The 24,534-nt window shown below is 57.7% G+C and carries 20 protein-coding genes and 1 pseudogene; 16 read left to right on the top strand and 5 right to left on the bottom strand.

Annotation, left to right across the window (positions count from 1 at the left end; all coding sequences use genetic code 11):
- Window positions 1-26: 26 nt before the first annotated feature.
- The 3 genes from ACZ48V_RS13600 to ACZ48V_RS13590 all read right to left on the bottom strand — a co-directional run bounded on the left by ACZ48V_RS13600 (window position 27) and on the right by ACZ48V_RS13590 (window position 3,883).
- Complete coding sequence (locus ACZ48V_RS13600) at window positions 27-1,103, bottom strand: ABC transporter ATP-binding protein (RefSeq protein ID WP_464539959.1); 1,077 nt, start codon at window positions 1,101-1,103, stop codon at window positions 27-29.
- 78 nt (window positions 1,104-1,181) lie between these two features.
- Window positions 1,182-2,720, bottom strand: coding sequence for an ABC transporter permease (locus tag ACZ48V_RS13595; RefSeq protein WP_464543141.1), 1,539 nt, complete (start codon window positions 2,718-2,720; stop codon window positions 1,182-1,184).
- A 119-nt stretch (window positions 2,721-2,839) separates the two neighbouring features.
- The gene (locus ACZ48V_RS13590) at window positions 2,840-3,883 is read right to left on the bottom strand and encodes an iron ABC transporter substrate-binding protein (protein ID WP_464539957.1); all 1,044 of its coding nucleotides are present in this window, start codon (window positions 3,881-3,883) and stop codon (window positions 2,840-2,842) included.
- Between the two features lie 812 nt (window positions 3,884-4,695).
- Here ACZ48V_RS13590 and uvrB point away from each other — a divergent pair.
- A complete protein-coding gene (gene uvrB / locus ACZ48V_RS13585; RefSeq protein WP_464539955.1) occupies window positions 4,696-6,834 on the top strand; it encodes an excinuclease ABC subunit UvrB in 2,139 nt (712 codons plus the stop codon).
- Window positions 6,835-7,197: 363 nt separating this feature from the next.
- Here uvrB and ACZ48V_RS13580 read toward each other — a convergent pair.
- A pseudogene (locus ACZ48V_RS13580) lies at window positions 7,198-7,939 on the bottom strand (IS1 family transposase).
- 196 nt (window positions 7,940-8,135) lie between these two features.
- Between ACZ48V_RS13580 and ACZ48V_RS13575 the strand changes: the two are divergent.
- On the top strand, window positions 8,136-8,456 hold the full coding sequence (locus ACZ48V_RS13575; RefSeq protein ID WP_464539954.1) for an endonuclease domain-containing protein: 321 nt from the start codon (window positions 8,136-8,138) through the stop codon (window positions 8,454-8,456).
- Window positions 8,457-9,624: 1,168 nt separating this feature from the next.
- Here ACZ48V_RS13575 and ACZ48V_RS13570 read toward each other — a convergent pair.
- Window positions 9,625-10,935, bottom strand: a complete 1,311-nt coding sequence (locus tag ACZ48V_RS13570; RefSeq protein ID WP_464539952.1) for an RsmB/NOP family class I SAM-dependent RNA methyltransferase — start codon at window positions 10,933-10,935, stop codon at window positions 9,625-9,627.
- 259 nt (window positions 10,936-11,194) lie between these two features.
- Here ACZ48V_RS13570 and ACZ48V_RS13565 point away from each other — a divergent pair, with 259 nt between their 5' ends.
- From ACZ48V_RS13565 to ACZ48V_RS13500, 14 genes are all read left to right on the top strand, one after another.
- Window positions 11,195-11,845, top strand: a complete 651-nt coding sequence (locus ACZ48V_RS13565) for a uracil-DNA glycosylase (protein WP_464539950.1) — start codon at window positions 11,195-11,197, stop codon at window positions 11,843-11,845.
- A gap of 1,302 nt (window positions 11,846-13,147) precedes the next feature.
- Window positions 13,148-14,947: an ABC transporter ATP-binding protein gene (locus ACZ48V_RS13560; RefSeq protein WP_464539949.1), complete on the top strand. Its 1,800-nt coding sequence runs from the start codon at window positions 13,148-13,150 to the stop codon at window positions 14,945-14,947.
- 639 nt (window positions 14,948-15,586) lie between these two features.
- Window positions 15,587-16,657 carry a dTDP-glucose 4,6-dehydratase gene (rfbB, locus tag ACZ48V_RS13555; RefSeq protein WP_464539947.1) on the top strand — a complete coding sequence of 357 codons (1,071 nt, stop codon included), beginning with the start codon at window positions 15,587-15,589 and terminating at the stop codon, window positions 16,655-16,657.
- Between the two features lie 156 nt (window positions 16,658-16,813).
- Window positions 16,814-17,170, top strand: coding sequence for an endonuclease domain-containing protein (locus ACZ48V_RS13550; RefSeq protein ID WP_464539945.1), 357 nt, complete (start codon window positions 16,814-16,816; stop codon window positions 17,168-17,170).
- A 220-nt stretch (window positions 17,171-17,390) separates the two neighbouring features.
- Window positions 17,391-18,254 carry a glucose-1-phosphate thymidylyltransferase RfbA gene (gene rfbA, locus ACZ48V_RS13545; RefSeq protein WP_464539943.1) on the top strand — a complete coding sequence of 288 codons (864 nt, stop codon included), beginning with the start codon at window positions 17,391-17,393 and terminating at the stop codon, window positions 18,252-18,254.
- Between the two features lie 35 nt (window positions 18,255-18,289).
- Window positions 18,290-18,712, top strand: coding sequence for a sulfotransferase (locus ACZ48V_RS13540; protein ID WP_464539941.1), 423 nt, complete (start codon window positions 18,290-18,292; stop codon window positions 18,710-18,712).
- 76 nt (window positions 18,713-18,788) lie between these two features.
- A complete protein-coding gene (locus tag ACZ48V_RS13535) occupies window positions 18,789-19,010 on the top strand; it encodes a sulfotransferase (RefSeq protein WP_464543140.1) in 222 nt (73 codons plus the stop codon).
- A complete protein-coding gene (locus ACZ48V_RS13530; protein ID WP_464539939.1) occupies window positions 19,007-20,113 on the top strand; it encodes a DegT/DnrJ/EryC1/StrS family aminotransferase in 1,107 nt (368 codons plus the stop codon). The genes ACZ48V_RS13535 and ACZ48V_RS13530 overlap by 4 nt, the downstream gene beginning before the upstream one ends.
- Window positions 20,114-20,147: 34 nt before the next feature.
- Complete coding sequence (locus ACZ48V_RS13525) at window positions 20,148-21,026, top strand: sulfotransferase family protein (RefSeq protein ID WP_464539937.1); 879 nt, start codon at window positions 20,148-20,150, stop codon at window positions 21,024-21,026.
- Between the two features lie 77 nt (window positions 21,027-21,103).
- Entirely contained in the window at window positions 21,104-22,162 is a 1,059-nt protein-coding gene (locus tag ACZ48V_RS13520) for a glycosyltransferase (RefSeq protein ID WP_464539935.1), read from the top strand.
- 94 nt (window positions 22,163-22,256) lie between these two features.
- Window positions 22,257-23,123, top strand: a complete 867-nt coding sequence (rfbA, locus tag ACZ48V_RS13515; RefSeq protein WP_464539933.1) for a glucose-1-phosphate thymidylyltransferase RfbA — start codon at window positions 22,257-22,259, stop codon at window positions 23,121-23,123.
- A 5-nt stretch (window positions 23,124-23,128) separates the two neighbouring features.
- Window positions 23,129-23,533 carry a sugar 3,4-ketoisomerase gene (locus ACZ48V_RS13510; RefSeq protein WP_464539931.1) on the top strand — a complete coding sequence of 135 codons (405 nt, stop codon included), beginning with the start codon at window positions 23,129-23,131 and terminating at the stop codon, window positions 23,531-23,533.
- Complete coding sequence (locus ACZ48V_RS13505) at window positions 23,530-23,949, top strand: sugar 3,4-ketoisomerase (protein WP_464539929.1); 420 nt, start codon at window positions 23,530-23,532, stop codon at window positions 23,947-23,949. The genes ACZ48V_RS13510 and ACZ48V_RS13505 overlap by 4 nt, the downstream gene beginning before the upstream one ends.
- On the top strand, window positions 23,946-24,491 hold the full coding sequence (locus ACZ48V_RS13500) for an acyltransferase (protein WP_464539927.1): 546 nt from the start codon (window positions 23,946-23,948) through the stop codon (window positions 24,489-24,491). Before ACZ48V_RS13505 ends, ACZ48V_RS13500 begins: the two co-directional genes overlap by 4 nt.
- Window positions 24,492-24,534: the final 43 nt, after the last annotated feature.

The following is a 24,534-nucleotide window of genomic DNA, read 5'->3' as shown; positions in this document are numbered from 1 at the left end:
TTGGGTAGCAGCGGTTGTTCAGCAGCTTAATCGAGAGGCGCAGCAGCTGGACTGCTTTCAAGCACCACGCCGGGCTCCAGCGGACGGATGCAGACGCGGTCGCCCGGCTGGAAAGAGAAGCGGTTGGAGGTGTGTACCAGGTACTCGCTGTCGTTGCAGGCCACGCGGTAGGTGATGTCGTGCCCTTTAAACGCACGCTCAATTACCTCACCGGACGTGCGCGGGTCGGGGTCGGCCACGTCGTTGGGTGCAGCCAGAGTGAGGTGCTCGGGACGCAGCGACACCAGCACGCGCCCCGACGCCTCCCGGTTCAGCGGCAGGCGTCCGATCGGCGTGTCGGCATGCGCACCGTCGGCATCGGACATCAGCAGGTTGGTGCGTCCTAAGAACTGTGCCACGAAGAGAGTGCGCGGCTGGTAGTAGACCTCCTCGGGCGTGCCCACTTGCTCAATGCGCCCCTGCCGCATCACCGCAACGCGGTCGGCAAACGAAAGCGCCTCCTCCTGATCGTGTGTTACAAGCACAGCGCTGAGCCCGTTGTCTTTTAGCAGCGTACGTACTTCCTGGCGCGTACCCTGGCGCAGCAGCGCATCCAGATTGGAAAACGGTTCGTCGAGCAGGATGAGCTCCGGCTTCGGCGCCAGCGTACGGGCCAGCGCCACGCGCTGCTGCTGCCCGCCCGACAGGTGGTGCGGACTCCGGTCGGCGTAGGACTGCAGGCCCACCATCTGAAGCGCTTTGCGAGCGCGTCCTTCTTTGTCTTCGAGGTCGTGATAGCGCAGCCCGAACAGCACATTGTCGAGCACGCTCAGATGCGGAAAGAGCGCATAGTCCTGAAAGACGAGTCCGATGCCTCGCTGCTCGGCGGGGACGTGTGTGTCGTCGCTGGCGAGCGTGCGGTTGCGCATCTGCACGCGGCCCGAGGAGCAGCGTTCGAATCCCGCAATGCACCGTAGCATGGTCGTCTTGCCGCACCCGCTGGGTCCGAGGATCGCCAGGATCTCGCCGTCGTGCACCGTAAACGAGACCCGGTCGACCGCAGGCGGGGCCTCGGTCTCGTAGTGCTTGGTGATGCGGTCAACGGTGAGGATCGGGTCGGTCATAGTAGGCACAGCCGGTAGACATCCGGCATGTAAACATCATCCTGTGAACATGCGGATTGCATTTTGTTTACAGGAGACTTACGGAGCAGATGCAGCATGCGTTTTACGACTCGTTGATTTTTCGCGAACCAGCAGGAGTCCAACAAAGGCCGCGGAGAACGCCATAATAGCGAGGGCATAGGGCGCAGCCGAGGCGAACATAGCCTCGTTGGCATAGCTCCACACGTTGAGCGCCACGGTTTCGAATCCCATAGGCGAGAGTAGAAACGTGATCGGCAGCTCTTTCATTGCGGAGAGGAAGACAAACGCAATGCTCACGGTAATACCCGGACGCAGCAGCGGGAGCGTAACGCTGGCGAACGCCTGCAGAGGCGTGCGTCCGAGCGAGCGGGCCGCTTCTTCGATGTTTGGGGGCGCCTGGTACATGGAGCTGCGGATGGGCCCGATGGCTTCGGCCATGAAGTGCAACGCATACGCCACGATGAGGAGTCCGAGCGTCTGGTACGCAAACGGCAGCACCTGCAGCGTAAACACGATGAGCGCCAGCGCAAACGCCAGCGGTGGTGTGGCGTAGCCAAGATACGCCACGCGTTCGAGTCCGGAGGTAAGCTGCGAAGGCATGCGCACGCTGAGGTAGGCCACGGGAATCGCGAGCGTAGCCGCAAGGAGCGCAGCAGGCGCCGAGGCCGAGAACGAATCCCAGAGCGCCGAAGCGAGTCCGCCCCAGGGCACCCCAACGTCGACCGACGCGCCCATCCAGTAGATGATGGTAGCTACCGGTACCACAACCGAGACAAGTCCAACCGCTCCCACAAACCCGTAGGCGGGCGTTGTCCAACGGCCGAGGCGAAGCGGCGTAGCCTGGCGCCCGGTGCCGGTGCCAATGCGGTGGTAGAGGAGTCCCTTAAGCAGGCGCGCCTCCAGAAAGAGCACGGCGATGGTCAGCGCCAGCAGCATGAGCGCAAGCCAGGCAGCGTAGATGCGATCGTAGGAGGCGGCGTACTGCAGATAGAGCGCATAGCTGAACGTTTCGAAGCGCATCAACGAAACGACCCCGAAGTCGCCAATTACGTGCAGCCCCACCAGGAGTCCGCCCGCGAGGAATGCTGGACGTAGCTGCGGCAGCACCACGCGCAGAAAGACCTGCCAGCGCGGATAGCCAAGCGCCTGCGCCGACTCCTCGATGGCCGGGTCGAGTCCGAGCAGCGCGGTGCGCAGGTTCAGGAAGAGATACGGGAACGTGCCCAGGCTAAGCGCCACCCAAGCGCCTGTGTACCCGCTGAGGCGGTCCAAAGGGAGTCCGATTGTTTCCGCGATCACGCCCTGGCTGCCGGTAGCGCCCAGGAGGGCGTAGGCCATCACGTATCCGGGAATAGCCAGGGGCAGCACGCCGAGCCAGGTGAGCGCCCGCTTGCCGGGGAGATCGGTGCGCGTGGTGAGCCAGGCCAGCGGGAATGCGAGCAGCACGGTGCCGGCGAGCACCCCGCCCGTGAGCGCGAGCGTATTCCAGAGCAGCTCCAGGTTACGCATCCGCACAACGAGCGCATAAAGCTCGCTCGCATCCGCCTGAAATGCGCGGATGAGCAGGTAGCCCAGAGGGATGAGCACGCCGACCATCACAAACGCGACCGGTAGGAGCAGATACCACCGGTCGCGTAGCTGATCGCGCCACAACGTACGCCAGTACTCAGGAATCACAGGAGTGCAGAGAGCCTATCGAGAAGAGGCGATGGGGACTACAGGAGTCCTTCGTCACGAAGCAGGTCGAGCGCACGGTCGATGTCGCGCAGCTCTTCGAGGTCGAAGTCGGGACTCGCCTGTAGCGCCTCGCGAACGGGGAGCATGTAGGCAGGTACCTCGACGCCTTCGATGACCGGGTATTCGTTTAGGGTTTCAGCGGTGAAGGTCTGCGCCTCGGTGTCGAGCAGGAAACGCAGGAAATCTTCGGCGTCATCGGGTCGGCTGCTGGTCTGCAGCACACCCGCACCGGTAACGAGCGCGAGGTTGCCTACATCGCCATCGGCAAAGCGGTAGATGTCGACGGGAGCGTCGGGGTCGGCATCGGCTTCATCGACACGGTGATCGCCGTAGCGCACGCGCAGCACGTAGTAGTGGTTGGTGAGTCCGGCGTCGATCTCGCCGGCTTCGAGTGCCTGAATGATGGGCGTGTTGGAGGCGTAGTTGCCGGGATCCAGGTTGGCACGCATATCTGAAAGCCACTGTCGGGCGGTCTCCTCATCTTCTACCGTACGCAGCGCCGTGATGAAATCCTGAAAGCTGGAGTAGGTGGGCGTCCACCCGATGCGTCCGGCCAGCGGTTCGTACTGGGGCAGGTCGAGGATGGAGTCGGGCAGGTCGGCAGGATCTACGCGCTCGGTGTTGTAGGCGAGCACCCGAAAGCGCGCGGTGAGCGGCACCCACTGAGCGCTGCCAGGAGCGAAGAAGTCCGGTCGGTCGATCAGGTCGTCGGAGAGGGGGCGCAGGCGGTCTTCACGAACGGCATTGCCGAGGGCGCCAGCGGTGTTCGCCCAGAACACGTCGGCTGGACTCCGGTCGCCTTCTTCGGCGAGCGCGGCCAGCATCTGGGCGTCGGATCCGTAGCGCACGCTGATGGGCACGTCGTGCTCGGCCCGATACTGCTCGACGAGCGGCTCGACGAGCGCTTTGCTGCGCCCGGTATAGATAACAAGCTCGTCGTCGCTGCTTTCGCATCCGGTGAGTGCAACGCTACCGATGAGCAGCGCCCCGATGAGGCTCCAGAGGGTCCCGGAATAGTTCATAGGTGAGGAGAGTATGTTCAAATGCGTGATTTAGATTCATTCTAAAGAAGCACCCATTCATAAGACAGAGACCTGCCGGGAGATCCTCTTGATTTGCACGAATTTCCATATGGTCTCATGCTGACAAGTGGGGCAGGGGGAAGCATAGGCTCCGTAGGAGACTGTTCCACTTCTGCCGGCAGGAGCCGGCATCCGCTCAAGGTGACATGACTGTAGAGCACGTCTTGTAGAGCGCGTCATGCTGCAGGGTGTGTCATGGTGAGCGGACGGCGAAGCCGGGAGTCGAACCATCCCCGGCTTGGTGGACAGGCTCCTGCGCGTGCAAGGTCGTGGCGAGGCTGCGTGTTTCACAAGAGCAGCCCGTCTCGAACAGTGGCGCATGAGATTGCGTCGTCCTGCGTCCTTGCAATGACAAGGTGTGGGTATCTTTCGGGGTTGTCATCGCGAGGAAGGAGCACCAGCGCGACGAATCCCCACAAACTCCCCTCCTACCGGTGGAGCCGGAAAGGAGGGGGCCGCAGGGCGGGGTGGTCCTTTTCCGGAGAGAGATCTTGGGGCCGTGCTCCGCACGGGATGACTTGTGCTGTGAGGCATACCATCGTGTCCACACTCGTAGACGCCGAGGCATCGCCGGTGTCTCCGGACGGCAAGAGACCGTCAGATGCAGGTGTGCCCATACGGTCTACGCACACCACAAATCACATCACAAATGTAGCAAACCCGTCGGGCACCGGCAGGGTGTGAATCTCTGCGTCGGTCTATTCAGTTTGTACAAGCTGTAGCTGCTTGCACTCTATTGCTGTATCTGCCGTATGCCCACCCCCGAAGACACCACGTCGCTTCCGTCGCTGCCCGATCTGCCGCCGGATGCGCCCTCCGCGCCGCTGCAAGATGTCGAGAACCAGTTCGACCTCGTCTCCGAGTTCACCCCGATGGGCGACCAGCCCCAAGCGATTGACGAACTCAACGACGGCCTGAAGCGGGGCGATCGTCATCAGACGCTGCTTGGCGGGACGGGTACGGGCAAGACTTTCACCATTGCAAACGTCATCGAGGAGGCGAACCGGCCTACGCTGGTGATGAGCCACAACAAGACGCTCGCGGCGCAGCTCTATGGCGAACTCAAGCAGTTCTTTCCGAACAACGCGGTCGAGTACTTTATCTCGTACTACGACTACTACCAGCCCGAATCGTACATCGTGCCCAGCGACACGTACATCGAAAAAGATGTCGCCATCAACGACCGCATTGAGCGGCTGCGGCTGCGGGCGACGAGCGAGCTGATCTCAGGCCGCAGCGATGTGATCGTGGTGGCGAGCGTGTCGTGCATCTACGGACTCGGCTCGCCCGATGAGTTCCGCAAGGAGATCATCCAGCTGGCACCGGGCATGGAGGTGGAGCGCGATGTGCTGCTCCGCCGCTTCGTGGATCTCTTCTACAGCCGCAACGACATCGAATTTCAGCCGGGCACCTTCCGCGTGCGCGGCGATGTGGTGGACATCTTCCCGGCATACTTCGAGGACCGGGCCTTCCGCATCGAGTTCTGGGGGGATGAGATCGATCGCATCAGTCTGATTGACCCAACCGACGGGACCGAGGTCAATGCGCTCGACGAGCACTTGACTCTCTATCCCGCGCAGATCTTTGTGACGCCGGAAGATCGTCTGGCATCCGCCATTGATAGCATTAAAGAGGAGCTGCGCTGGCGGCTGGCGGTGCTGCGTGAGGAGGGCAAGATGGTGGAGGCGCAGCGCCTGGAGCAGCGCACCATGTTCGACTTGGAGATGATGCAGGAGGTGGGCTACTGCTCGGGCATCGAGAACTACAGCCGCCACCTCACCAACCGCGAACCGGGCGAGCGTCCATACTGCCTCCTTGACTATTTCCCCGATGACTTCCTGATGGTGATGGACGAGAGCCACGTCACGATTCCGCAGGTGCGTGCCATGTACAACGGCGACCGCGCCCGCAAGCTGAAGCTGGTGGAGCACGGCTTCCGGCTGCCCTCGGCGCTGGATAACCGTCCGCTTACGTTTGAGGAGTTCGAGGAGATGCAGAATCAGGTGATCTACATGAGCGCCACGCCGAGCGACTACGAGCTGGAGCAGAGCGGCGGGGCGTTTGTCGATCAGGTGGTGCGTCCCACCGGCATCCCCGATCCCGAGATTGATATTCGTCCGACCGACACGCAGATCGACGACCTGCTCGAAGAGATCCGCAAGCGTAGCGAGAAGAACGAGCGCGTGCTGGTAACGACTCTCACGAAGCGCATGACCGAGGACCTCGCTGACTACCTCGACAGCAACGGCGTGCGCGTGCGCTGGATGCACTCTGACCTCGACGCGCTGGAACGAGTCGACATCATCCGCGGGCTGCGCCTGGGCGAGTACGATGTGCTCGTGGGCGTGAACCTGTTGCGCGAGGGACTCGACCTGCCGGAGGTGAGCCTCGTGGCTATTCTGGATGCGGACAAAGAGGGTTTCCTACGGAGCGAAACGTCGCTGATCCAGACCGCCGGGCGCGCTGCACGGAATGTGGACGGCCAGGTGATTCTGTATGCGGACGAGATCACCGGCTCCATGCAGCGGATGATCGACGAGACCGAGCGCCGCCGCGAGATCCAACTCGCCTACAACGAAGAGCACGACATCACGCCCGAGCCGATCAAGAAGTCGATCGACGAGATCCACCGCGGCACGGCCATCGCCGACGAGAAGAAGCGCGACGACCGCGAGCCCTCCAATCGCAAGCACTACGGACGTCCCGAGCAGCTCACGAGTACCGTTTCCGACCCGGTGGTGAAGTACCTGACCGACGACCAGAAGAAAGATCTCATCGAGCAGATGAAGACGGAGATGGAGGAGGCCGCCGAGGATCTCGACTTCGAACGCGCCGCCGAACTGCGTGACAGCATCCAGGAGCTAAAAGCACAGCTGGAGGCGTCGGATTGAGGCAACGGACCCGCGCGCTTCTTTCGTAGCATTACGGTGCTAAAGACACCCCTCCTACCGGCAAGATCCGGCATCCGCTCAAGGTGACATGTTGTAGAGCGTGTCTTGTGGAGCATGTCATGATACAGGGCGTGTCATGGTGAGCGGACGGCGAAGCCGGGAGTCGAACCATCCCCTGCTTGGTAGGCAGGGCCCAGCGGGGTCAGGGGGGGCTTGTACGTTTCGTCATGGCAGCCCGCCTCGAACAGGATCGCATGAGATTGGCACGTCATGGTCCATCCCCCTAAATCCCCCTCCTCCGAGGGGGACTTGATGGGCTCCTTCTACGGCCCGTTTCGTAGAATTATAGGTAGCGGTAAGATGTTAAGTGACGCTTCGGTTGTACCGTGCGATAAACAGCCGGGTCGTCAAGTGCAGCATGCGTTCAGACTCGGAGGCCGCTCGGACTCGGAGGCTGCTCGTGTCTGACGCACATAGCGAGCCAACCGCTGCCGAAGCAGGCCAAAGAACCGTTCGACATGCGAACACTCGCCGCTGGCTTTGCCTACTTGCTCATGCTTGGGATCGTCCTTGAACACCGGCTGATACGCGGTCCAGAAATCGCTGAAGCTCTGTGCCGCACGATAAGACGCAGGGATTCGGCTCCAGAGCCGAGCACAGGTCCGAGCGCTCCGGTCTCCAATCACAAACGCTACGACTTGCCGGGTGCGCCGACATAGAGCAACCCATAGCCATCGCTTATTGGAACGCTTTTGGACGTAGGTCCAACATTCATCAAGTTCAAGCAGGTCATCGGCTTGGCCGGGCTCTACTTCGTCGGCGACTGCGTCGAGGAGGCGTCCCTTTTTTTGAGCCACCGCGAAAGCGTCGGACGGCTGACCCCAAAGATCCGCTCTACAGCGCGCATTGAGCCGCGCTCGTGGTAGGCCTGAAGAATGCGTTTTTTCTCTTCCTCGGAGTAGCCTCGGGGCGTCGGATCGATCACGCCGTAGGCCCCGCAGTCCTTGCAATGATACTGCTGATTGCCGCAGACATTCTTGCCGTTTTTGACGATGTTGGCGCTTTCACACTTCCGGCACTGGTAGGTTATGGTCTCTTCAATCATCGGTCGAAAATCAATCGGTCGAAGAGCGACTTGAACGAAAGTCACAACACGCATCCGAACTGTATCGCTCGTATCATTTAATGTTTGCCCGCTACCGAATTATAGTACCAAAACGCCCCTTCTACCGGCGCAGCCGGAAAGGAGGGGGGCCGAAGGGCGGGGAGCCAGGACATCGGAAAGTAGAATGGGTGCACAGATGAAGCTACACAGCCGACAATCACTGAAGCAACGCCGCAAAGAGCTCCGCAACAACGCAACGCCTGCGGAGGCTCAGTTGTGGAGTGCGCTAAAAAAGAGACAGCTTGCCGGACGCAAGTTCAGACGCCAGCATAGCATTGGTCCATACATTGTAGATTTCTACTGTCCAGGTGAGCGTCTTGTGATCGAATTGGATGGCGCCACGCACGATGGTCCACTCCGCAGCGAATACGATGCGGAGCGACAAGCGTATTTGGAAACGAAAGGTATTCGCGTTATTCGTTTTGAGAACAAGCAGGTGTTTAAGAACCTGTTTTGATTCCTTAATTTGGGCTCCCAGCGGCGGCGCTGGACTGGGGCCGAAGGGCATGCCCCTGGTGCAAATTGCCCCCGATGTCGGCCCATAGCCCCGGCTACGAACCGCCATCGGGGTCCAATTTTCGCCTCAGCGGCGCTCGCTCTCGCCTGCAAACCAAAACCCAAACAGGCTCTAAGGATGAAGAGGGTGTGTTGGCGTATATCAGAAAGCAGTTTCATGACTGATGGGAATCAAACCCCCTCTGTCTACCGAGCTTCGCCGCAGGCGTGATCCTGTGGACATCTCCCCCTTCGCGAAGGGGGAGAGTTTTGAAGTGCACGGTTATTTGAAACTTATGAGGGCTGAGCTTCAACGCGACAAACCCCAAAACTCCCCTCCTACCGGCGCGAGCCGGAGAGGAGGGGTGCCTGCAGGGCGGGGTGGTCCTTTCTCGGATAAAGATCCCGGGTCTTCGCTCCGCCCCGCTCGGGATGACTTATGTTGTGGGGCTGTTTTGAAAAGCACATTCGCGTCTCTATGACACTGACCTCCCAAAATCAAGTCCCCCCAGTCTTGACCCAGGATCTCCCGATACTCGTAGAGGCACCATTCCCAACACGAGCACATGCTTGCCGTGAAGCGGGAATCTTGGCAGCCCCGCTCCGAACAGCAACGCATGAGATTGCCACGCCGCTATCGCTCCTCGCCATGAAAAGGTGCATTGATTATTCGAGGCCTACGAGAGATGAAGGCCAACGCGACGAACCCGAAAACTCCCCTCCTACCGGCGCGAGCCGGAGAGGAGGGGTGCCCGCAGGGCGGGGTGGTCCTGGGCGGGTGAAGATCCCGGGTCTGCGCTACGCTCCGCCCGGGATGACTTGCTGTTGTGGGGCTGTTTTGAAAAGCACGTTTGCCTCTTTATAACACGAACCTCCCGAAACCAAGTCACCCCGGCCCCCGAGCCGGGGTCTCCCGATGCCCGTAGAGACACCATTTTTCAATGCGGGCACATGCCTGCTGTGGAGCGAGAATCTTGGCCAGGCCGCCCGGCATACCCGTGTCCCAGGAGTACTCGGTCGCGGTGCTCCCAGCGCTGCGCTCCTGATCCCGGGCTAAGAAGACCCCGAACGCAGGACACCCATAGCCGGGAATCGCTCGCATCCCCGGCTATCTGTCAGAACGCATCCCGCTACCCCTCCTTCCGCAGCCGTGCCCCGAACGCTCCGTCGGTGCCGTGCGCGACCGGATCTGCGTGCAGAAACCCATCCTGCTGCACCGCGGGCGGGATGCGCACCGGCGGCACAAGCGTCAGCTCCGGGTGACGCCCCAGCGCCGCTTCTACGCGCGCCTCGTTCTCCTCCGGAAGCAGCGAGCACGTGCTGTAGACCAGTACGCCCCCCGGCGGCAAGAGCCCCACCGCCGCATCCAATAGCGTATCCTGCAGCGCCGTCAGCGTCTCCACATCCTGCGGCGAGCGGCGCCAGCGCAGATCCGCCCGGCGGCCCAGCACGCCAGTCCCCGTGCACGGCACATCCAGCAGCACATGCGTCGGCGCCTCCGGCAGATCCTCCGGCGTAAGCGTGCGCGCATCCGCCACGTGCGTCGTCACCAGATCCGTGTTGTCGTGCTGTTTCAGCGACGCCTCCAGTTTCTCGATCCGATGTGCGCTCTGGTCGTTCGCCCATAGCACCCCGCGCCCCTGCATCCGGCGCGCCGCGTAGAGCGTCTTCGTGCCCGGCGCGGCACAAAGATCCAGCACCACGTTGCCCGGCGACGGATCCAGCAGGTTCACCACCAGCGCTGCGCCCTCCCCCTGCACCACCACGCGCCCCGCATCCAGCCAGCCCGCCTGCACCAGCGGCTGCAGTGTCTCCAGGCGCACCATATCCGGCACGTACGGCGACGGTACCCAGTCGACGCCCAGCGCATCCAGCTCCGACGGCGCCACGTCCAGCAGGTGCACCGCGAACTGCGGACGCGCATTCAGCCGCTGCACCAGCGCCCGCGTGGCCGCCACGCCCCGTGCCTCCGCCCAGCGCTTCACCAGCCACGTCGGCATCGACGACCGAATCGCCAGGTCGCGCAGCCGGTCGCCTGTATCCGGCTGCGGCAGGGCGTCGCGCTGCCGGTCGGCTGTGCGCAGCACCCCGTTCACCAGCCCCGCCACGCGCTCGCCCACCACGTCCTTCGCCAGCTCCACATACTGATGCACCGCCGCCCGCGCCGGCGTCGCCTGAAAGAGCAGCTCGTAGAGCCCCATCTTCAGGATGCGCGTCACCGGCGGCTCCAGCTCGTTCGGGTTGCCGTGGTAGAGCTGCGTAACCAGAAACCAGAGCCAGCGCTGCTGACGCGTGACCCCCGCCACCACGTCGCGCGCCTGACGCCGCTCGCGGGGCGTGCCCGGCAGGTCCACCTCGTCCACATACGCATCCGTCTGGTCAATACGCGCCAGCGCCCGATAGGCCAGCGCCCGCGCCGAAGAAACGGTCGAATCAGTCATCGCTACAGGAAATTGTTCACAGAACATCATGCCAACGAACCGCCCCCTCGTGCGTTGCACCCGCCGCACATAAGACGGATCCGCCGGGGCGAGCGCATAGAACAGGGGGATGCGAACCGCTCCGCCCGCAGCAGCAGATGGGCCGCATCCACCCAGACCCACCTGCCGCCGTACGAACCATCGCCCGCGCGACAGGTCCCCACGCATCCCCCATAGCCTGACACGCGAGTAGTCCCCTTCATCTACCACCCTACCCCCGATGACCGACACCCTCTGGCCGCTGATGCGCACGCATCTCTTCGACACGCCCTCGACGCACGAAGCCTTCAACCCGTACCGCGACCGCCACCCCGAGCTCGACCGCCCCGACGCCCCGGCGATCCGCCGCGCCAACCTGCGGGCCTACTTCGACGCGCTGCAGCAGCCCCGCCTCTTCATGATGGCCGAGGCGCCCGGACCCTGGGGCTGCCGCTTCACCGGTGTGCCCATCACCAGCGAAGACCAGATGCTCGACCCCGACTTCCCACTCTCGGGCGACCGCACCAGCACCGCCGACGCGCCGCATACCGAGTACAGCGGATCCATCTTCTGGCGCGTGATGACGCCGGCCTTCCCGCACTTCTTCATCTGGAACAGTGTGCCCCTGCATCCGCACGACGAGGGCGAGCCGCTCACCATTCGCACCCCGCGCCGCACCGAGGTGCGCGCCTGGCAAGACCTCACGCAAGAATTGCTCGACGCCCTTCAGCCCGACCGCATCGTCGCCATCGGACGCAAGGCCGAGCGCGCCTTCACCGAGCTAAACGCCGACCCCACCTACGTCCGCCACCCCTCGCATGGCGGCGCCAAAAAGTTTGCCACCGGCATGAACACCATCCTGACAGAGATGGGCCTGGCTACTGCCGAGTGATGGCAGACGACCGCTCCGAGAAAGCAGCGCCCTGCATGGCTCAACCCCCTCTATCTGCCGAGCTTCGCCGAAGGCATGATCCTGTGGACATCGTCCCCCTTTGCTAAGAGGGAGAGTTTTGAAGTGCATGATTATTCGAGGCTTACGAGAGATGAGCGCCAACGCGACGAACCCTCAAAACTCCCCTCCTACCGGCGCAGCCGGAAAGGAGGGGTGCCCGAAGGGCGGGGTGGTCCTGTTCGGATAAAGATCCCGGGTCTCCGCTGCGCTGCGCCCGGGATGACTTACGTTGTGGAACTGTTCTGGAAAGCACGTTCATCTCTTCACAGCTCTGACCTCCCACCACCAAGTCGCCCCGGGCTCGACCCGGGGTCTTCCGTATCCGTAGAGCCGCCACGCTACAGAACGAAGACTGCCCGTATCCCCGGCGATTGGCAAAGGTAGCACGCCCTGTAAGTGTAAGGTCGCCACGGTGTGAGAGTCTCCCAAGTTTGTCATCGCGAGGAAGAAGCGCCAGCGACTGACGCGGCGATCTCGTGCGTCGCACTATGGCAGCCCGCCCCGAGCAGAACCGCATGAGATTGCACCCCAGGAGCACTTCCTCCCTACGGTCAGGGCGCCACGTCGCTATTGCTCCTCGCAATGACAAGGTGAATGATTATTACAAGCGTACGAGAGCTGAACACCAACGCGACGAACCCCCGGAAACTCCCCTCCTACCGGCGTCAGCCGGAAAGGAGGGGTGCCCGAAGGGCGGGGTGGTCCTTTCCCGGATAAAGATTCCGAGTCTCCGCTGTACTGCGCCCGGGATATCCGCACCCCAGGAGTACTCGGTCGCGGTGCTCCCAGCGCTTCGCTCCTGATCCCGGGCTATGGGAAGGGCAACGCCTTTTGCAAGGCTGTCATGGTGTGAGAATCTCCCGAGATTGCCGCGCTCCCTCCGGTCGCTCGCAATGACATGATGTGAGAATTTCCTAGGGTACGACTCTGTGCCCCCGGCCACCGCAAACCTCACCGCCCCAACAACAAACCCTACACCACATCCACCCTCACATACAGCTATACCGCCACACCTACTCTGCCCCTCCACACACAATTCAACGAAACCGCAACGCATGTACCTGCTATACGATACGGCATTGTTTGTGCGGTATACCATATGCACACAGCACACCGCACCCCGAACCTGCTTCCATTCCCAGCGTTGGGGGCACCCGAAAGCAAAGACAGACAGCGGATGGCGCCCCCGTTCGCTGCCCCCCGATTCATTCCCTTCTTGGATACGAGCCCCGGCTCTGCTGCATGAGCACGTTTCGCGACTTATTTCGGTACCTGAAGGTCTACCGCCGGTATATCGGGCGGCGGATGTATCTCCTTTTCTTCCTGACCATCGCCACGGCCTTCGCGCAGGGATTCGGGATCACCCTGCTCCTTCCCCTGCTCCGCGCGTCTGACAAGGGCGGCGGACAGGCGGAAGACATGGGCACGGCCGAGCAACTGCTCTACGATATGCTGGGCTGGATGGGCATTGCCGATTCGATGGTAGGCATTCTGGTGTTTATCGCGCTGGTGTTTATCGCCAAGGGAGGACTCTCCTTTGCTCAAGGGGCATACAAAGGCTACTTGCAGTCCCGGCTGCTACGGGAGCTGAAAACGAAGCTCTTTGATGCGTACAGCCGAATGAACTACCGGTACTATATCAAGAAAAACGCCGGCCATTTCATCAACGTGATAAATGGACAGGTAAGCGGGTTTTTCGCTTCGTTTAATAGCCTGATTGGCTTCCTCACCCAAGTGGTCACCGCAGCCAGCTATTTCGGGTTTGCGTTCTTTATCGCGTGGAACTTTGCGCTGATGGCCATCGGAGTGGGGCTGGTCATACTCTTTCTTTTCAAGTATCTCAACGTCTATGTCCGGCGTCTCTCGCGTATGTCCTCGCGGGAGATGAGTGAGATGAACAAGCTGCTCGTGCAGTCACTCCAGTCGCTGAAGTACATCATCTCCACGAATCAGACCCCGCATCTGCGGTCGGGGGTCGTCAATAGCGTCAACCGGCTCACCAGCTATATCTTCAAGCAGCGCGTGGCCGGGGCGTTTACGGGGGCGCTCAAGGAGCCGGTATCAGTGCTTTTAATTATCGGACTGATCATCATTCAGGTAGCGGTCTTTGAGGATCCCATTGCGCCGATCTTTGTCGCGCTCCTGCTCTTCCACCGCGGCATGCAGGCAATGATGTCTATCCAGAGCGGCTGGCAGAGCACGATGGATAAGATCGGGGCGCTGGAGATGGTGGATGATGAGTTTAATGCAGTGCGGAAGAATGAGGAGCCGGATGGAAACCGGGTTATTAAGGGCCTCGATCGGTCGATTGAACTCAGTAATGTGTCATTTGCATACGGCGACGATGAGCAGGCACTCAAGGACATTAGCCTGACCATTCCCGCCAATACCACGGTGGCACTGGTCGGAGAATCGGGGGCCGGGAAGTCTACCCTGGTGGATATCCTCACGCTCCTCCTCAAACCGCAAGAGGGTACCGTTCATATTGATGGAATTCCCGGATCCGAGATCGATCTCTCCTCATGGCGCTCTCAGATCGGCTATGTATCGCAAGAGACGGTGGTCTTTGACGATACGATTGCCAGCAACATCTCGCTCTGGAAGGGTGATTACAGTGGCGATCCAGAGCATCGCGAGAAGGTGCAGCACGCAGCCAAGGAGGCATACGCACATAATTTCATAAAAGACCTGCCGAATGGATACGAGACAATGGTGGGCGACCGCGGCGTGCGGCTCTCGGGCGGACAGCGCCAGCGGCTCTTTGTGGCCCGTGAGCTCTTTAAGCGACCGAACCTGCTCATCCTTGACGAGGCGACGAGTGCGCTGGATACAGAGTCGGAACGCTACATCCAGAGCAGTATTGACGCCCTTAAAGGCGAAATGACGGTTGTAATCATTGCCCACCGCCTCTCCACCATTAAAAACGTCGACCATGTGTACGTGCTCGACGAAGGCCGCCTGCTTGAGGAGGGCCCGTACGAAGAACTCCGCCAGCACGACGGCTCGCGCTTCAGGGAGATGGTGGAGATGCAGCGGTTGTAGTGCGGTGTTGAAGGCGTTTCACACAGAGGTTGCCGAGGACGTAAGCGATTCCCCGGCTACGACCTTTCGTACTGAGTCCCTTCTCCCCTGGGGAGAAGGACAGGATGAGGGGAATATTCCTTCCGCCTGAAGCCTATACGCAGGTCTGGCCCCCCTCACTCCTTTTCCCCAAAGCTGGCAACTCATGCTATCCCAGATGCATGTGTCTGTCACCTAACAGCGGAGGTGCCCCCCGGCGTGGGGTCCCTTTTGTCTTGATACAAAAGGGACTGAAAAAATCAAGGCGGTGAAGAGACCGGCTGATGCTCCTCCGGGCGCTGCTAAAATCATCGAACTCGCTCCGCTCAAACACCGATGATTTTGGCTGCAGCGCCGCTCTGGAGCATCCGAGACGCCGTTCTCTTCAAGGCCGAGATGTCTCTCAGTTGAATGGTTCAGCGGTAAAAGACACGTTTTCTGCGAACAATCAGAACCTGCGTTAAGGTACCGGGACCCTCACCCCGTAGCCCACTTTTACAGAAAAGCATCGCGTGTCAAAACTCCCCTCCTACCGGCGCCAGCCGGAAAGGAGGGGTGCCCGGAGGGCGGGGTGGTCTCTAACACAATTAGCACCTACATTCTCTTAATCCAACACGCTTCATGAATCTCCCCTTCCAAACCATCTTCGTCACCGGCGGCTGTGGATTCATTGGGTCGGCCCTCGTGCGGCACCTCCTTCGCACGACCGAGGCGCAGGTCGTGAACGTAGATGCACTCACCTATGCCGGACATCCCTCCACAGTCGCGCCGGTCGCGGATTCGGAGCGCTACACGTTCATCCAGGCCGACATTGCCGATCGGGATGCCATGCGTCAAGCGTTCGACACATACCAGCCCGATGCGGTGATGCATCTGGCGGCAGAGTCGCATGTGGACCGCTCCATTGACGGCTCGGATGCGTTTTTGCAGACGAACATTGTGGGCACGCACACGCTGCTGGAAGTGACTCGTGCGTATCTGCAGGAGGCGGATGTGGATACAGCGGAGCGCTTTCGGTTTCTGCATGTCTCGACCGACGAGGTGTACGGCGAGTTGGGCGATACGGGGTACTTCACCGAAGAGACGCCCTACGACCCGCGATCGCCCTACTCGGCCACGAAAGCGGCATCGGATCACCTCGTGCGCGCCTGGCACCACACCTACGGCGTGCCCGCGCTCATGACCAACTGCTCGAATAACTACGGACCCTACCAGTATCCGGAGAAGCTGATGCCGGTGGTGATTCTGAAGGCCCTACAGCAGGAGCCCATTCCGGTCTACGGCACCGGCGAGAACGTGCGTGACTGGCTGTTTGTGGAGGATCATGCGCGCGCGCTGTGCCGGGTGCTGTCAGACGGCTCCGTCGGCGAAACCTACAACATTGGCGGACACAACGAGAAGCAGAACATCGACGTTGTTCACACAATCTGTGACCTCTTAGACGTCATGCAGCCGGTATCGGACTTGTCTTCGTACCGCGATCTCATTACCTTCGTAACCGATCGTCCCGGCCACGACCACCGCTATGCGATCGATGCCTCGAAAATTGAGCGCGAACTGGGCTGGACGCCTGACGAGGACTTCGCAAGCGGTCTCCAGAAGACCGTGCAGTGGTACCTGTCCAACATCGACTGGTGCGAGACGGTGACGGCGGATACGTATGATCTGGGGCGGTTGGGGACAGCGGGTTGATATATTTCAAACCTACCCCTTCGGGCTTCGCTGAAGACCTGATCCTCTGGATATCTCCCCCTTGGAAAAGGGGGAGAAACCCGAAGGGAGAGGGGGTTTGATCTAATGAGCGGTGATTAAAGCATCCATACCAAAAAAACACGATTGGGGGTGCGCATGAAGTTACACAACCGAAAATCACTGAAGCAACGCCGCAAAGAGCTCCGCAACAATGCCACACCCGCTGAAGTCCAGTTGTGGAGTGCGCTAAAAAAGAGACAGCTCGCCGGACGCAAGTTCAGACGCCAGCATAGCATTGGGCCATACATCGTGGATTTCTACTGTCCAGGTGAGCGTCTTGCCGTTGAGTTAGATGGTGCCTCGCACGACGACCCGCTTCGTAGCGAATATGACGCAGAGCGACAGACATATTTAGAGGCAAAAGACATTCGTGTCATTCGTTTTGAGAACAAGCAGGTGTTTGAGGATGAAGAGGGTGTGTTGGCGTATATCAGAAAGCAGTTTCATGACTGATGGGAATCAAACCCCCTCTGTCTACCGACATCTCCCCCTTGGTTAAGGGGGAGAGTTTTGCGGTGTAGATTGCTCCTAAATCATTGAAAACCCAACACCAACGCGACGAACCTCCAAACTCCCCTCCTACCGGCGTAGCCGGAAAGGAGGGGTGCCCGAAGGGCGGGGTGGTCTCTAACACAATTAGCACCTACATTCTTTGAATCCACCAACACACTTCATGAAAGGCATTATCCTCGCCGGTGGCAGCGGCACACGACTTTACCCGGTAACCCACGCGGTCTCGAAGCAATTGCTTCCGGTGCACGACAAACCGATGATCTATTACCCGCTTTCCGTGCTGATGCTGGCGGGGATTCGGGATATTCTGATTATTACCACGCCGCACGACCAGGAGGCGTTTCAGCGCTTGCTGGGCGATGGGTCGCACATCGGAGTGAACCTGCAGTACGAAGTACAGCCGGAGCCGAAGGGGCTTGCGCAGGCCTTTACGATCGGAGCCGACTTTATTGGTAAAGACGACGTCGCGCTTATTCTGGGCGATAATATCTTCTACGGACAGGGATTTGGCCCCATTCTGCAAGAGACGGTTGCCGACTTAGATGGGGCAACGGTTTTCGGCTATCGCGTGCGCGACCCCGAGCGTTTCGGAGTCGTTGAGGTGAATTCGAATGGGCGGGCGCTGTCGATTGAGGAGAAGCCCGAGAACCCTAAAAGCAACATTGCGGTAACCGGGCTGTACTTTTATGATAACCGCGTCGTGGACATTGCGCAGAGGGTTGAGCCCTCGGATCGTGGCGAGCTGGAGATCACGTCGGTAAATAAGCGATATCTACAGGACGACACGTTGCACGTGCGTACATTAGGACGCGGCTATGCCTGGCTCGATACCGGTACCCATGAGGCGATGAGTGAAGCCTCGCGCTTCGTGGAGATTATCGAGCGGCGCCAGGGCTTGAAGATTGCCTGTATCGAAGAGGTGGCTTGGCGGCAGGGGTGGATTGATGATGCTAAGCTTGAAGAGCTTGCTTATCAACTCCAGAAGAGTGGATATGGAGCGTACCTCGAACAGCTTTTGCAATAACCGGCAGGCTTGCTTGATAAGCAAAGATATAAAATATGATTACCCGTATCCGGCAGTCTGCTGGAAAACAGTTGAACCGATGGGCCGAAGCGTTCGGATACCATCGGAATGGAGGATTCCATTTTGAACCAATCAGCGAAGAGAAGGTCTTTTGCATCGGACGCAACAAGACGGGCACTACTTCCCTTAAAATCGCACTAAAAGAATTCGGATACATTGTAGGAAGTCAACGAAAAGCGGAGCGTTTGCTTGAGGCATACAAACAGCGCAACTTCAAACCATTTATAGAGCTCTGCAAGACAGCAGAAGCGTTTCAAGATGTTCCTTTCAGCTGGCCATATACATATGTTGTAATGGATCAGGCTTTTCCGGAGAGTAAGTTCATCTTGACAGTTCGCGATTCTGCGGAAGAGCATTATCAGTCATGGGTACGATCAATCACAACGGTTGGGCCTTGACCGCCTCCCCACGCCACAGGAGCTTAAGGAAGACCCATATGTATACGAGGGATGGTCGTACGAGCAGAAGAAAGCAATGCAACCGAAGTCTGATAGTGACCTGTACAGCCGTGAGGACTTTATTCACTTGTACAATACGCACAACGAGCAGGTGAAAACGTACTTTGCGCATCGGCCGGACGACCTGCTGGTACTGAATATCGGTGATTCTGGCGCGTATCATGATCTCTGTACATTCTTAGGCAAAGAGCCTGTGCGTGATACGATGCCTTGGAAAAATAAAACTCAACCCTCATGATTCCCGTTACCAAACCTTATCTACCGCCCCGGGAGCAGTACCAGAAGCTTATCGACCAGGTCTGGGCGCGCAACTGGCTCACCAACAACGGACCGCTGGTTCAGAAGCTGGAAGATCGCCTCAAGACCTATCTTGATCTGCCACATCTCCTCTTTGTTGGTAACGGCACGGTTGCTCTCCAGATTGCCATCAAGGCGCTGGAGCTACAAGGAGAGGTGATCACGACGCCGTTCTCGTATGTGGCCACGACCAGCAGTGTCGTGTGGGAAGGCTGCACACCGGTCTTTGTGGATATCGACCCCAAAACGCTGAACATTGATCCACGCAAGATCAAGGCGCACGTTACGGAGGATACCTCGGCCATCCTCGCCACGCATTGCTTTGGGAATCCCTGCGATATCGATGCAATCCGAGATATTGCAGATCGGCATGACCTGAAGGTCATCTACGACGCGGCGCACTGTTTTGGGACGACCTACAAGGGAAAGAGCGTGTTTGCGTATGGGGACATCAGCGCAACCAGCTTTCATGCAACGAAGCTCTATCACACGGTAGAAGGAGGAGCGGTAACAACGCAAGATCCTGAGCTTGCTGAGCGGATGGCATACATGCGCAACTTTGGCCATGACGGACCGGCCAAGTTCAACGGTGTGGGCATCAACGGTAAGAACTCCGAGATGCACGCGGCAATGGGACTCTGTGTACTTGATGCTATCGATGAGATCCTGGCCCGTCGGAAAGCACAATGTGCTTATTACGACGAGCAACTGGCCCCGCTCAATCTGGAGCGTCCAGAGCCTATTGAAGGAGCCTCGGTGAACCACGCTTATTACCCTGTGCTCTTTAACAGCTATGAAGCGATGAACACGACTATGCAGGCGCTACAAGCGAACGACATCAGCCCGCGGCGATACTTTTACCCGTCGCTTTCCTCGCTAGACTACGTGCCTGAGGCCAACACCCCGGTTTCGGATGATGTGGCGGAGCGGGTGCTTTGCCTGCCGCTGTATCATACGTTGCATAGAAACGAACAGAAGACCATTTCCGAGATTATTCGAGATGCGCTTCAGGGCCTCGCAACCGGTGTAGCCATTCAGCCTTAAAGCCGAACCTCTCCCCACCTATGAGTTCTTTATCATGATCCGGTCGTTTATTTTAGGTAATCCCCGTTCGGGCACATCGCTCCTGCGTATCATGCTGAACAGTCATCCACAGATTGCAGCTCCGCCGGAGTGTGGGTTTCTGCAATGGTGGCATGAAGAGTATGGAGACTGGTCAGCGAGTGACGGTCATGATAATAGCCAGATCAGGGCATTTGCACGTGATGTGCTTCAAAGCAAAAAAATGGAGACCTGGGATCTGTCCGAAGAGGCGCTCATTGACGCGCTGAAAGACGAACGACCTACTTCTTACGGACAGGCCTGTGCTGTGGTCTACCGCGTTTGGCACCAGCAGACGGTTTCGGATACGGACTCAGTGCACGACTCGCCTCAGGCAATTGTAGATAAAAATAACTACTACATTAATCACCTAAAGCAAATCGATGCGGTGTGGCCGGAAGCCCGGTATATCTTCTTGACGCGAGACGGACGCGACGTAGCAGCCTCATACAAAGATCTTCAGGATATAGACACGGATTCGCCCTATGCCCCTGACTTGCCAACTGCTATTCCTGAGATAGCAGAAGAGTGGGTAGCAAACAATGAACGCGTGATGGCTTTCCTGGCACAAAAGTCAGAAGAACAGTGGGTCCATCTCCGGTACGAGGACCTTGTTCGTAACCCCGAGGAACGGTTGCGCGCTTTGTTGAGCCTGATGGAAGTGCCGTACAAGAAACGTGTCACGGCATACTACAAACACAATGATGAGCCCAATGCAACGCTGGACTGGAAGGAGCGCACGCTTCAGCCACCAGATCCTTCGCGGATTGGACGCTATCAAGACACGCTAACTCCGCGGGAGGTGCAGCAGTTTGAGCGGAGGGCCGCCTCACTGCTTCAACGTTTTGGATACTAAGATAAATCCACTTAAATATCGGATAGCAGTCAGAAGCGGTTTTTAAAGACAAGCTTATACAAGGAAAACCTACATAAATGGACGAGTTGACGTTTGAAGACTTTAAGGCGGAGTACCAGCGTGTGCCTGTGGAAGAATACCCCAACCGGGTCTGTGAGACTATGCCGGATCCGGTCGTATCGGTGCATGTCGGTACGTATCAGCATGCGAACTTCATTCGCGATTGCATCGAGGGGGTCCTCATGCAAGAGACAGACTTTCCTTTCGAGATTGTGATTGGCGAAGATGAGTCCGATGACGGTACAAGAGAGATCTGCAAGGAATACGCAGACCGTCATCCTGAAAAGATCCGCCTTTTGCTCCACCGTCGTGAAAACAACATTGCAATCCATGGGCGCCCAACGCCGAAGTTTCAGCAGACCTACTCACGCTTTCTGTGTAGGGGTAAGTACATTGCGATCTGTCAAGGTGACGACTACTGGACGGACCCGCTAAAACTGCAGAAGCAGGTAGACTTTTTGGAAGCGAATCCAGAATATGTGCTCTCACACCACGATGCATCGATTATTGATGCTGATGGAAAGCAGTTATCAGCGTCCAAGCTTCCTGATGACAACAAACGAGACTTTTCACGTGAAGAACTAATGGAAGGTGCATGGGTTTTGACCCTAACTCTCGTCTATCGTAATAACGTGGTTAACAGATACCCAAAGAACTTTTACGATGTGTTGAACAGCGATACTTTCCTGATAAGTTTACTTGGTCAGCATGGAAAGGGATACTTTCAAAGGAATATCGCGCCTGCTATGTATCGCGTTCATTCCAAAAGTATATGGAGTTCGCGTACCTCTCTGCGAAAAGCTAAAACACATGTAAATACATTCAGCTGTCTCAAAGATTATTATAAAGACATAGACGAGAGTATATCAATACGGTACAAAAAGTGGGTTATTGACCTTAAAAAAGATATATACAACATGTATGTGGAAAAAATTAATTACAAAGGTGCTTTTTGGACATGGTTATTCATCGTAAGCTACTATGTGAAGAATAAAGAGTATCGCCAAGCTATAAGCTTTTTCAAGCAATGCCATATTCTTTTAGGACATATGCTAAAAAGATTTCCCAAACTGTAGTTGATCCACTGCTTGAAATAAGAGATATCAACCCTAACGGTTATCGCACTCTTACTTATTTATACATTGACCTCCTCCACACACCATCCTCTTCATGAAAGGCATCATCCTCGCCGGTGGAAGCGGCACGCGTCTATACCCCGTGACTCACGCGGTGTCGAAGCAGCTTTTGCCGGTACACGACAAGCCGATGATCTACTACCCGCTTTCGGTGCTAATGCTGTCCGGGATTCGGGACATTCTGATCATCACCACGCCGTACGACCAAGAAGCATTTCAGCGCTTGCTGGGCGACGGATCGCACATCGGGGTGAATCTGCAGTACGCCGTCCAACCGGAGCCGAAGGGACTTGCGCAAGCGTTCACGATCGGAGCCGACTTTATTGGCGACGACGATGTAGCGCTTATTCTGGGCGATAATATTTTCTACGGACAGGGGTTTGGCCCCATTCTGAAAGACACGGTTGCCGACTTAGATGGTGCAACGGTTTTCGGCTACCGCGTGCGTGATCCCGAGCGCTTTGGTGTGGTCGAGGTGAATTCGGATGGACAGGCGCTGTCGATTGAGGAGAAGCCGGACAACCCCAAGAGCAACATTGCAGTAACTGGACTGTATTTCTACGATAACCGCGTCGTGGACAACGCGCAGACCGTTGAGCCCTCTGATCGTGGCGAACTGGAAATTACGTCCTTGAATAGGCGATACCTGAATGACGATGCACTGCACGTGCGTACGTTGGGGCGCGGTTACGCCTGGCTCGATACTGGTACGCATGAAGCGATGAGCGAGGCCTCTCGATTTGTGGAGATTATTGAGCGGCGCCAAGGGTTGAAGATTGCTTGCATCGAAGAGGTGGCCTGGCGGCACGGATGGATTGGGGATGCCGAACTCAAAGAGCTCGCAGGCCGACTGAAGAAGAGCGGTTATGGGATTTACTTAGACAAACTGCTGAAGTCGTAGTAGAGATGAAACCACGTATCATTGAACTTCCCAAAATCAAAGATCCTCGAGGTAACCTCACGTTTCTTCAGCATCCTGATCATCTGCCCTTTCCGATAGAGCGTGTGTTCTGGACGTATGATGTTCCTGGCGGAGAGACGCGAGGTGGACATGCTTATTACACACAGAAAGAATTTGTCATCGCACTCAGCGGGAGCTTTGATGTCGTTGTGAGAAACGCAGATGGGTCCACCAATTCATTTCAAATGAACCGCTCATACTATGGCCTGTATCTTCCTGAATTGACTTGGCGCCACATGGAGAACTTTTCTACAAATGCTTTCTCAGTGCATGTTTCAGATTCCACATACAAGGAAGATGATTACATACGCGATTGGGACGTGTACAAGAAGCAATTAGCATTAGCATGAGAGAAACGACTGTATTTGATTGTCCGTCGGTCCAGTTGCCCAAGGTCCATGATAAGACGGGTAATATCGTCGCGATTAACAACGGAGAAGAAGTTCCTTTTGCAGTACAGCGTGTTTACTATCTGTACGATGTACCCGGAGGGGAGTCTCGTGGTGGCCATGCGCACAAGGAATTAAGGCAGCTTATCGTGGCTGGGAGTGGATCGTTTGATGTAGTCATAGACGACGGAAGAAATCGAAAATCGGTAACGCTAAATCGGCCTAATTACGGCTTGCTTATTGTGCCTGGGATATGGCGTGAGTTAGTGAACTTCTCTTCTGGGGCCGTCTGCCTTGTGCTTGCTTCCCATAAATACGACGAGAATGACTATATTCGTAATTACGACACATTCCAAGCTTACGCATCATCTCTATGATTCACGAAACGGCAGATGTGCAATCTGCAGATATTGGGGAAGGCACAACCATCTGGCAGTTCTGCGTAGTTTTGCCTGGCGCACAGATTGGAGCCTGTTGCAATATCAATTGCCACGTTTTTATTGAAAACGACGTCGTGATAGGTGACAATGTGACCGTGAAGAGTGGAGTGCAGATATGGGATGGGGTAACTTTGGAGCATAACGTCTTTGTTGGTCCGAATGTGACCTTCACAAATGATGCAAACCCTCGTTCGGGCAACTACCCTGAGAAATTCGAAGAAGTGAAGGTCGAACGGGGTGCCAGTATTGGAGCGAATGCAACTATCCTCGGAGGAGTTACAATTGGACGATACGCCATGGTGGGTGCTGGAAGTGTGGTAACAAAGAACATCCCTCCCTTCACGCTCTGGTATGGGAATCCAGCGGTTCACAGAGGATATGTAACCAGGCAAGGCAAAGTCCTATCGTTGGATCTGGAGGACAACGAAGGTAATCGGTTTAATATAAAGGGGGTAGAGCCTCGTCCTGCCGAGGTATGATTACCTTTTATCGCTCTACCAACCAGGCGTTTACAGTCTCTAA

This window comes from Longimonas haloalkaliphila (assembly GCF_055379825.1).
This window is presented reverse-complemented; position numbering and strand designations above follow the sequence as displayed.

What these genes read in the sequence shown, in the direction of transcription:
- ACZ48V_RS13535 (WP_464543140.1), top strand. Translation starts at nt 18,789, where the DNA reads ATGCAACCGAAGTCTGATAGTGACCTGTACAGCCGTGAGGACTTTATT.
- ACZ48V_RS13600 (WP_464539959.1), bottom strand. Translation starts at nt 1,103, where the DNA reads ATGACCGACCCGATCCTCACCGTTGACCGCATCACCAAGCACTACGAG.
- ACZ48V_RS13550 (WP_464539945.1), top strand. Translation starts at nt 16,814, where the DNA reads ATGAAGTTACACAACCGAAAATCACTGAAGCAACGCCGCAAAGAGCTC.
- ACZ48V_RS13570 (WP_464539952.1), bottom strand. Translation starts at nt 10,935, where the DNA reads ATGACTGATTCGACCGTTTCTTCGGCGCGGGCGCTGGCCTATCGGGCG.
- ACZ48V_RS13530 (WP_464539939.1), top strand. Translation starts at nt 19,007, where the DNA reads ATGATTCCCGTTACCAAACCTTATCTACCGCCCCGGGAGCAGTACCAG.
- ACZ48V_RS13560 (WP_464539949.1), top strand. Translation starts at nt 13,148, where the DNA reads ATGAGCACGTTTCGCGACTTATTTCGGTACCTGAAGGTCTACCGCCGG.
- ACZ48V_RS13590 (WP_464539957.1), bottom strand. Translation starts at nt 3,883, where the DNA reads ATGAACTATTCCGGGACCCTCTGGAGCCTCATCGGGGCGCTGCTCATC.
- ACZ48V_RS13500 (WP_464539927.1), top strand. Translation starts at nt 23,946, where the DNA reads ATGATTCACGAAACGGCAGATGTGCAATCTGCAGATATTGGGGAAGGC.
- rfbA (WP_464539933.1), top strand. Translation starts at nt 22,257, where the DNA reads ATGAAAGGCATCATCCTCGCCGGTGGAAGCGGCACGCGTCTATACCCC.
- ACZ48V_RS13565 (WP_464539950.1), top strand. Translation starts at nt 11,195, where the DNA reads ATGACCGACACCCTCTGGCCGCTGATGCGCACGCATCTCTTCGACACG.
- ACZ48V_RS13505 (WP_464539929.1), top strand. Translation starts at nt 23,530, where the DNA reads ATGAGAGAAACGACTGTATTTGATTGTCCGTCGGTCCAGTTGCCCAAG.
- uvrB (WP_464539955.1), top strand. Translation starts at nt 4,696, where the DNA reads ATGCCCACCCCCGAAGACACCACGTCGCTTCCGTCGCTGCCCGATCTG.
- rfbA (WP_464539943.1), top strand. Translation starts at nt 17,391, where the DNA reads ATGAAAGGCATTATCCTCGCCGGTGGCAGCGGCACACGACTTTACCCG.
- ACZ48V_RS13595 (WP_464543141.1), bottom strand. Translation starts at nt 2,720, where the DNA reads ATGGTCGGCGTGCTCATCCCTCTGGGCTACCTGCTCATCCGCGCATTT.
- ACZ48V_RS13575 (WP_464539954.1), top strand. Translation starts at nt 8,136, where the DNA reads ATGAAGCTACACAGCCGACAATCACTGAAGCAACGCCGCAAAGAGCTC.
- ACZ48V_RS13525 (WP_464539937.1), top strand. Translation starts at nt 20,148, where the DNA reads ATGATCCGGTCGTTTATTTTAGGTAATCCCCGTTCGGGCACATCGCTC.
- ACZ48V_RS13510 (WP_464539931.1), top strand. Translation starts at nt 23,129, where the DNA reads ATGAAACCACGTATCATTGAACTTCCCAAAATCAAAGATCCTCGAGGT.
- ACZ48V_RS13520 (WP_464539935.1), top strand. Translation starts at nt 21,104, where the DNA reads ATGGACGAGTTGACGTTTGAAGACTTTAAGGCGGAGTACCAGCGTGTG.
- ACZ48V_RS13540 (WP_464539941.1), top strand. Translation starts at nt 18,290, where the DNA reads ATGATTACCCGTATCCGGCAGTCTGCTGGAAAACAGTTGAACCGATGG.
- rfbB (WP_464539947.1), top strand. Translation starts at nt 15,587, where the DNA reads ATGAATCTCCCCTTCCAAACCATCTTCGTCACCGGCGGCTGTGGATTC.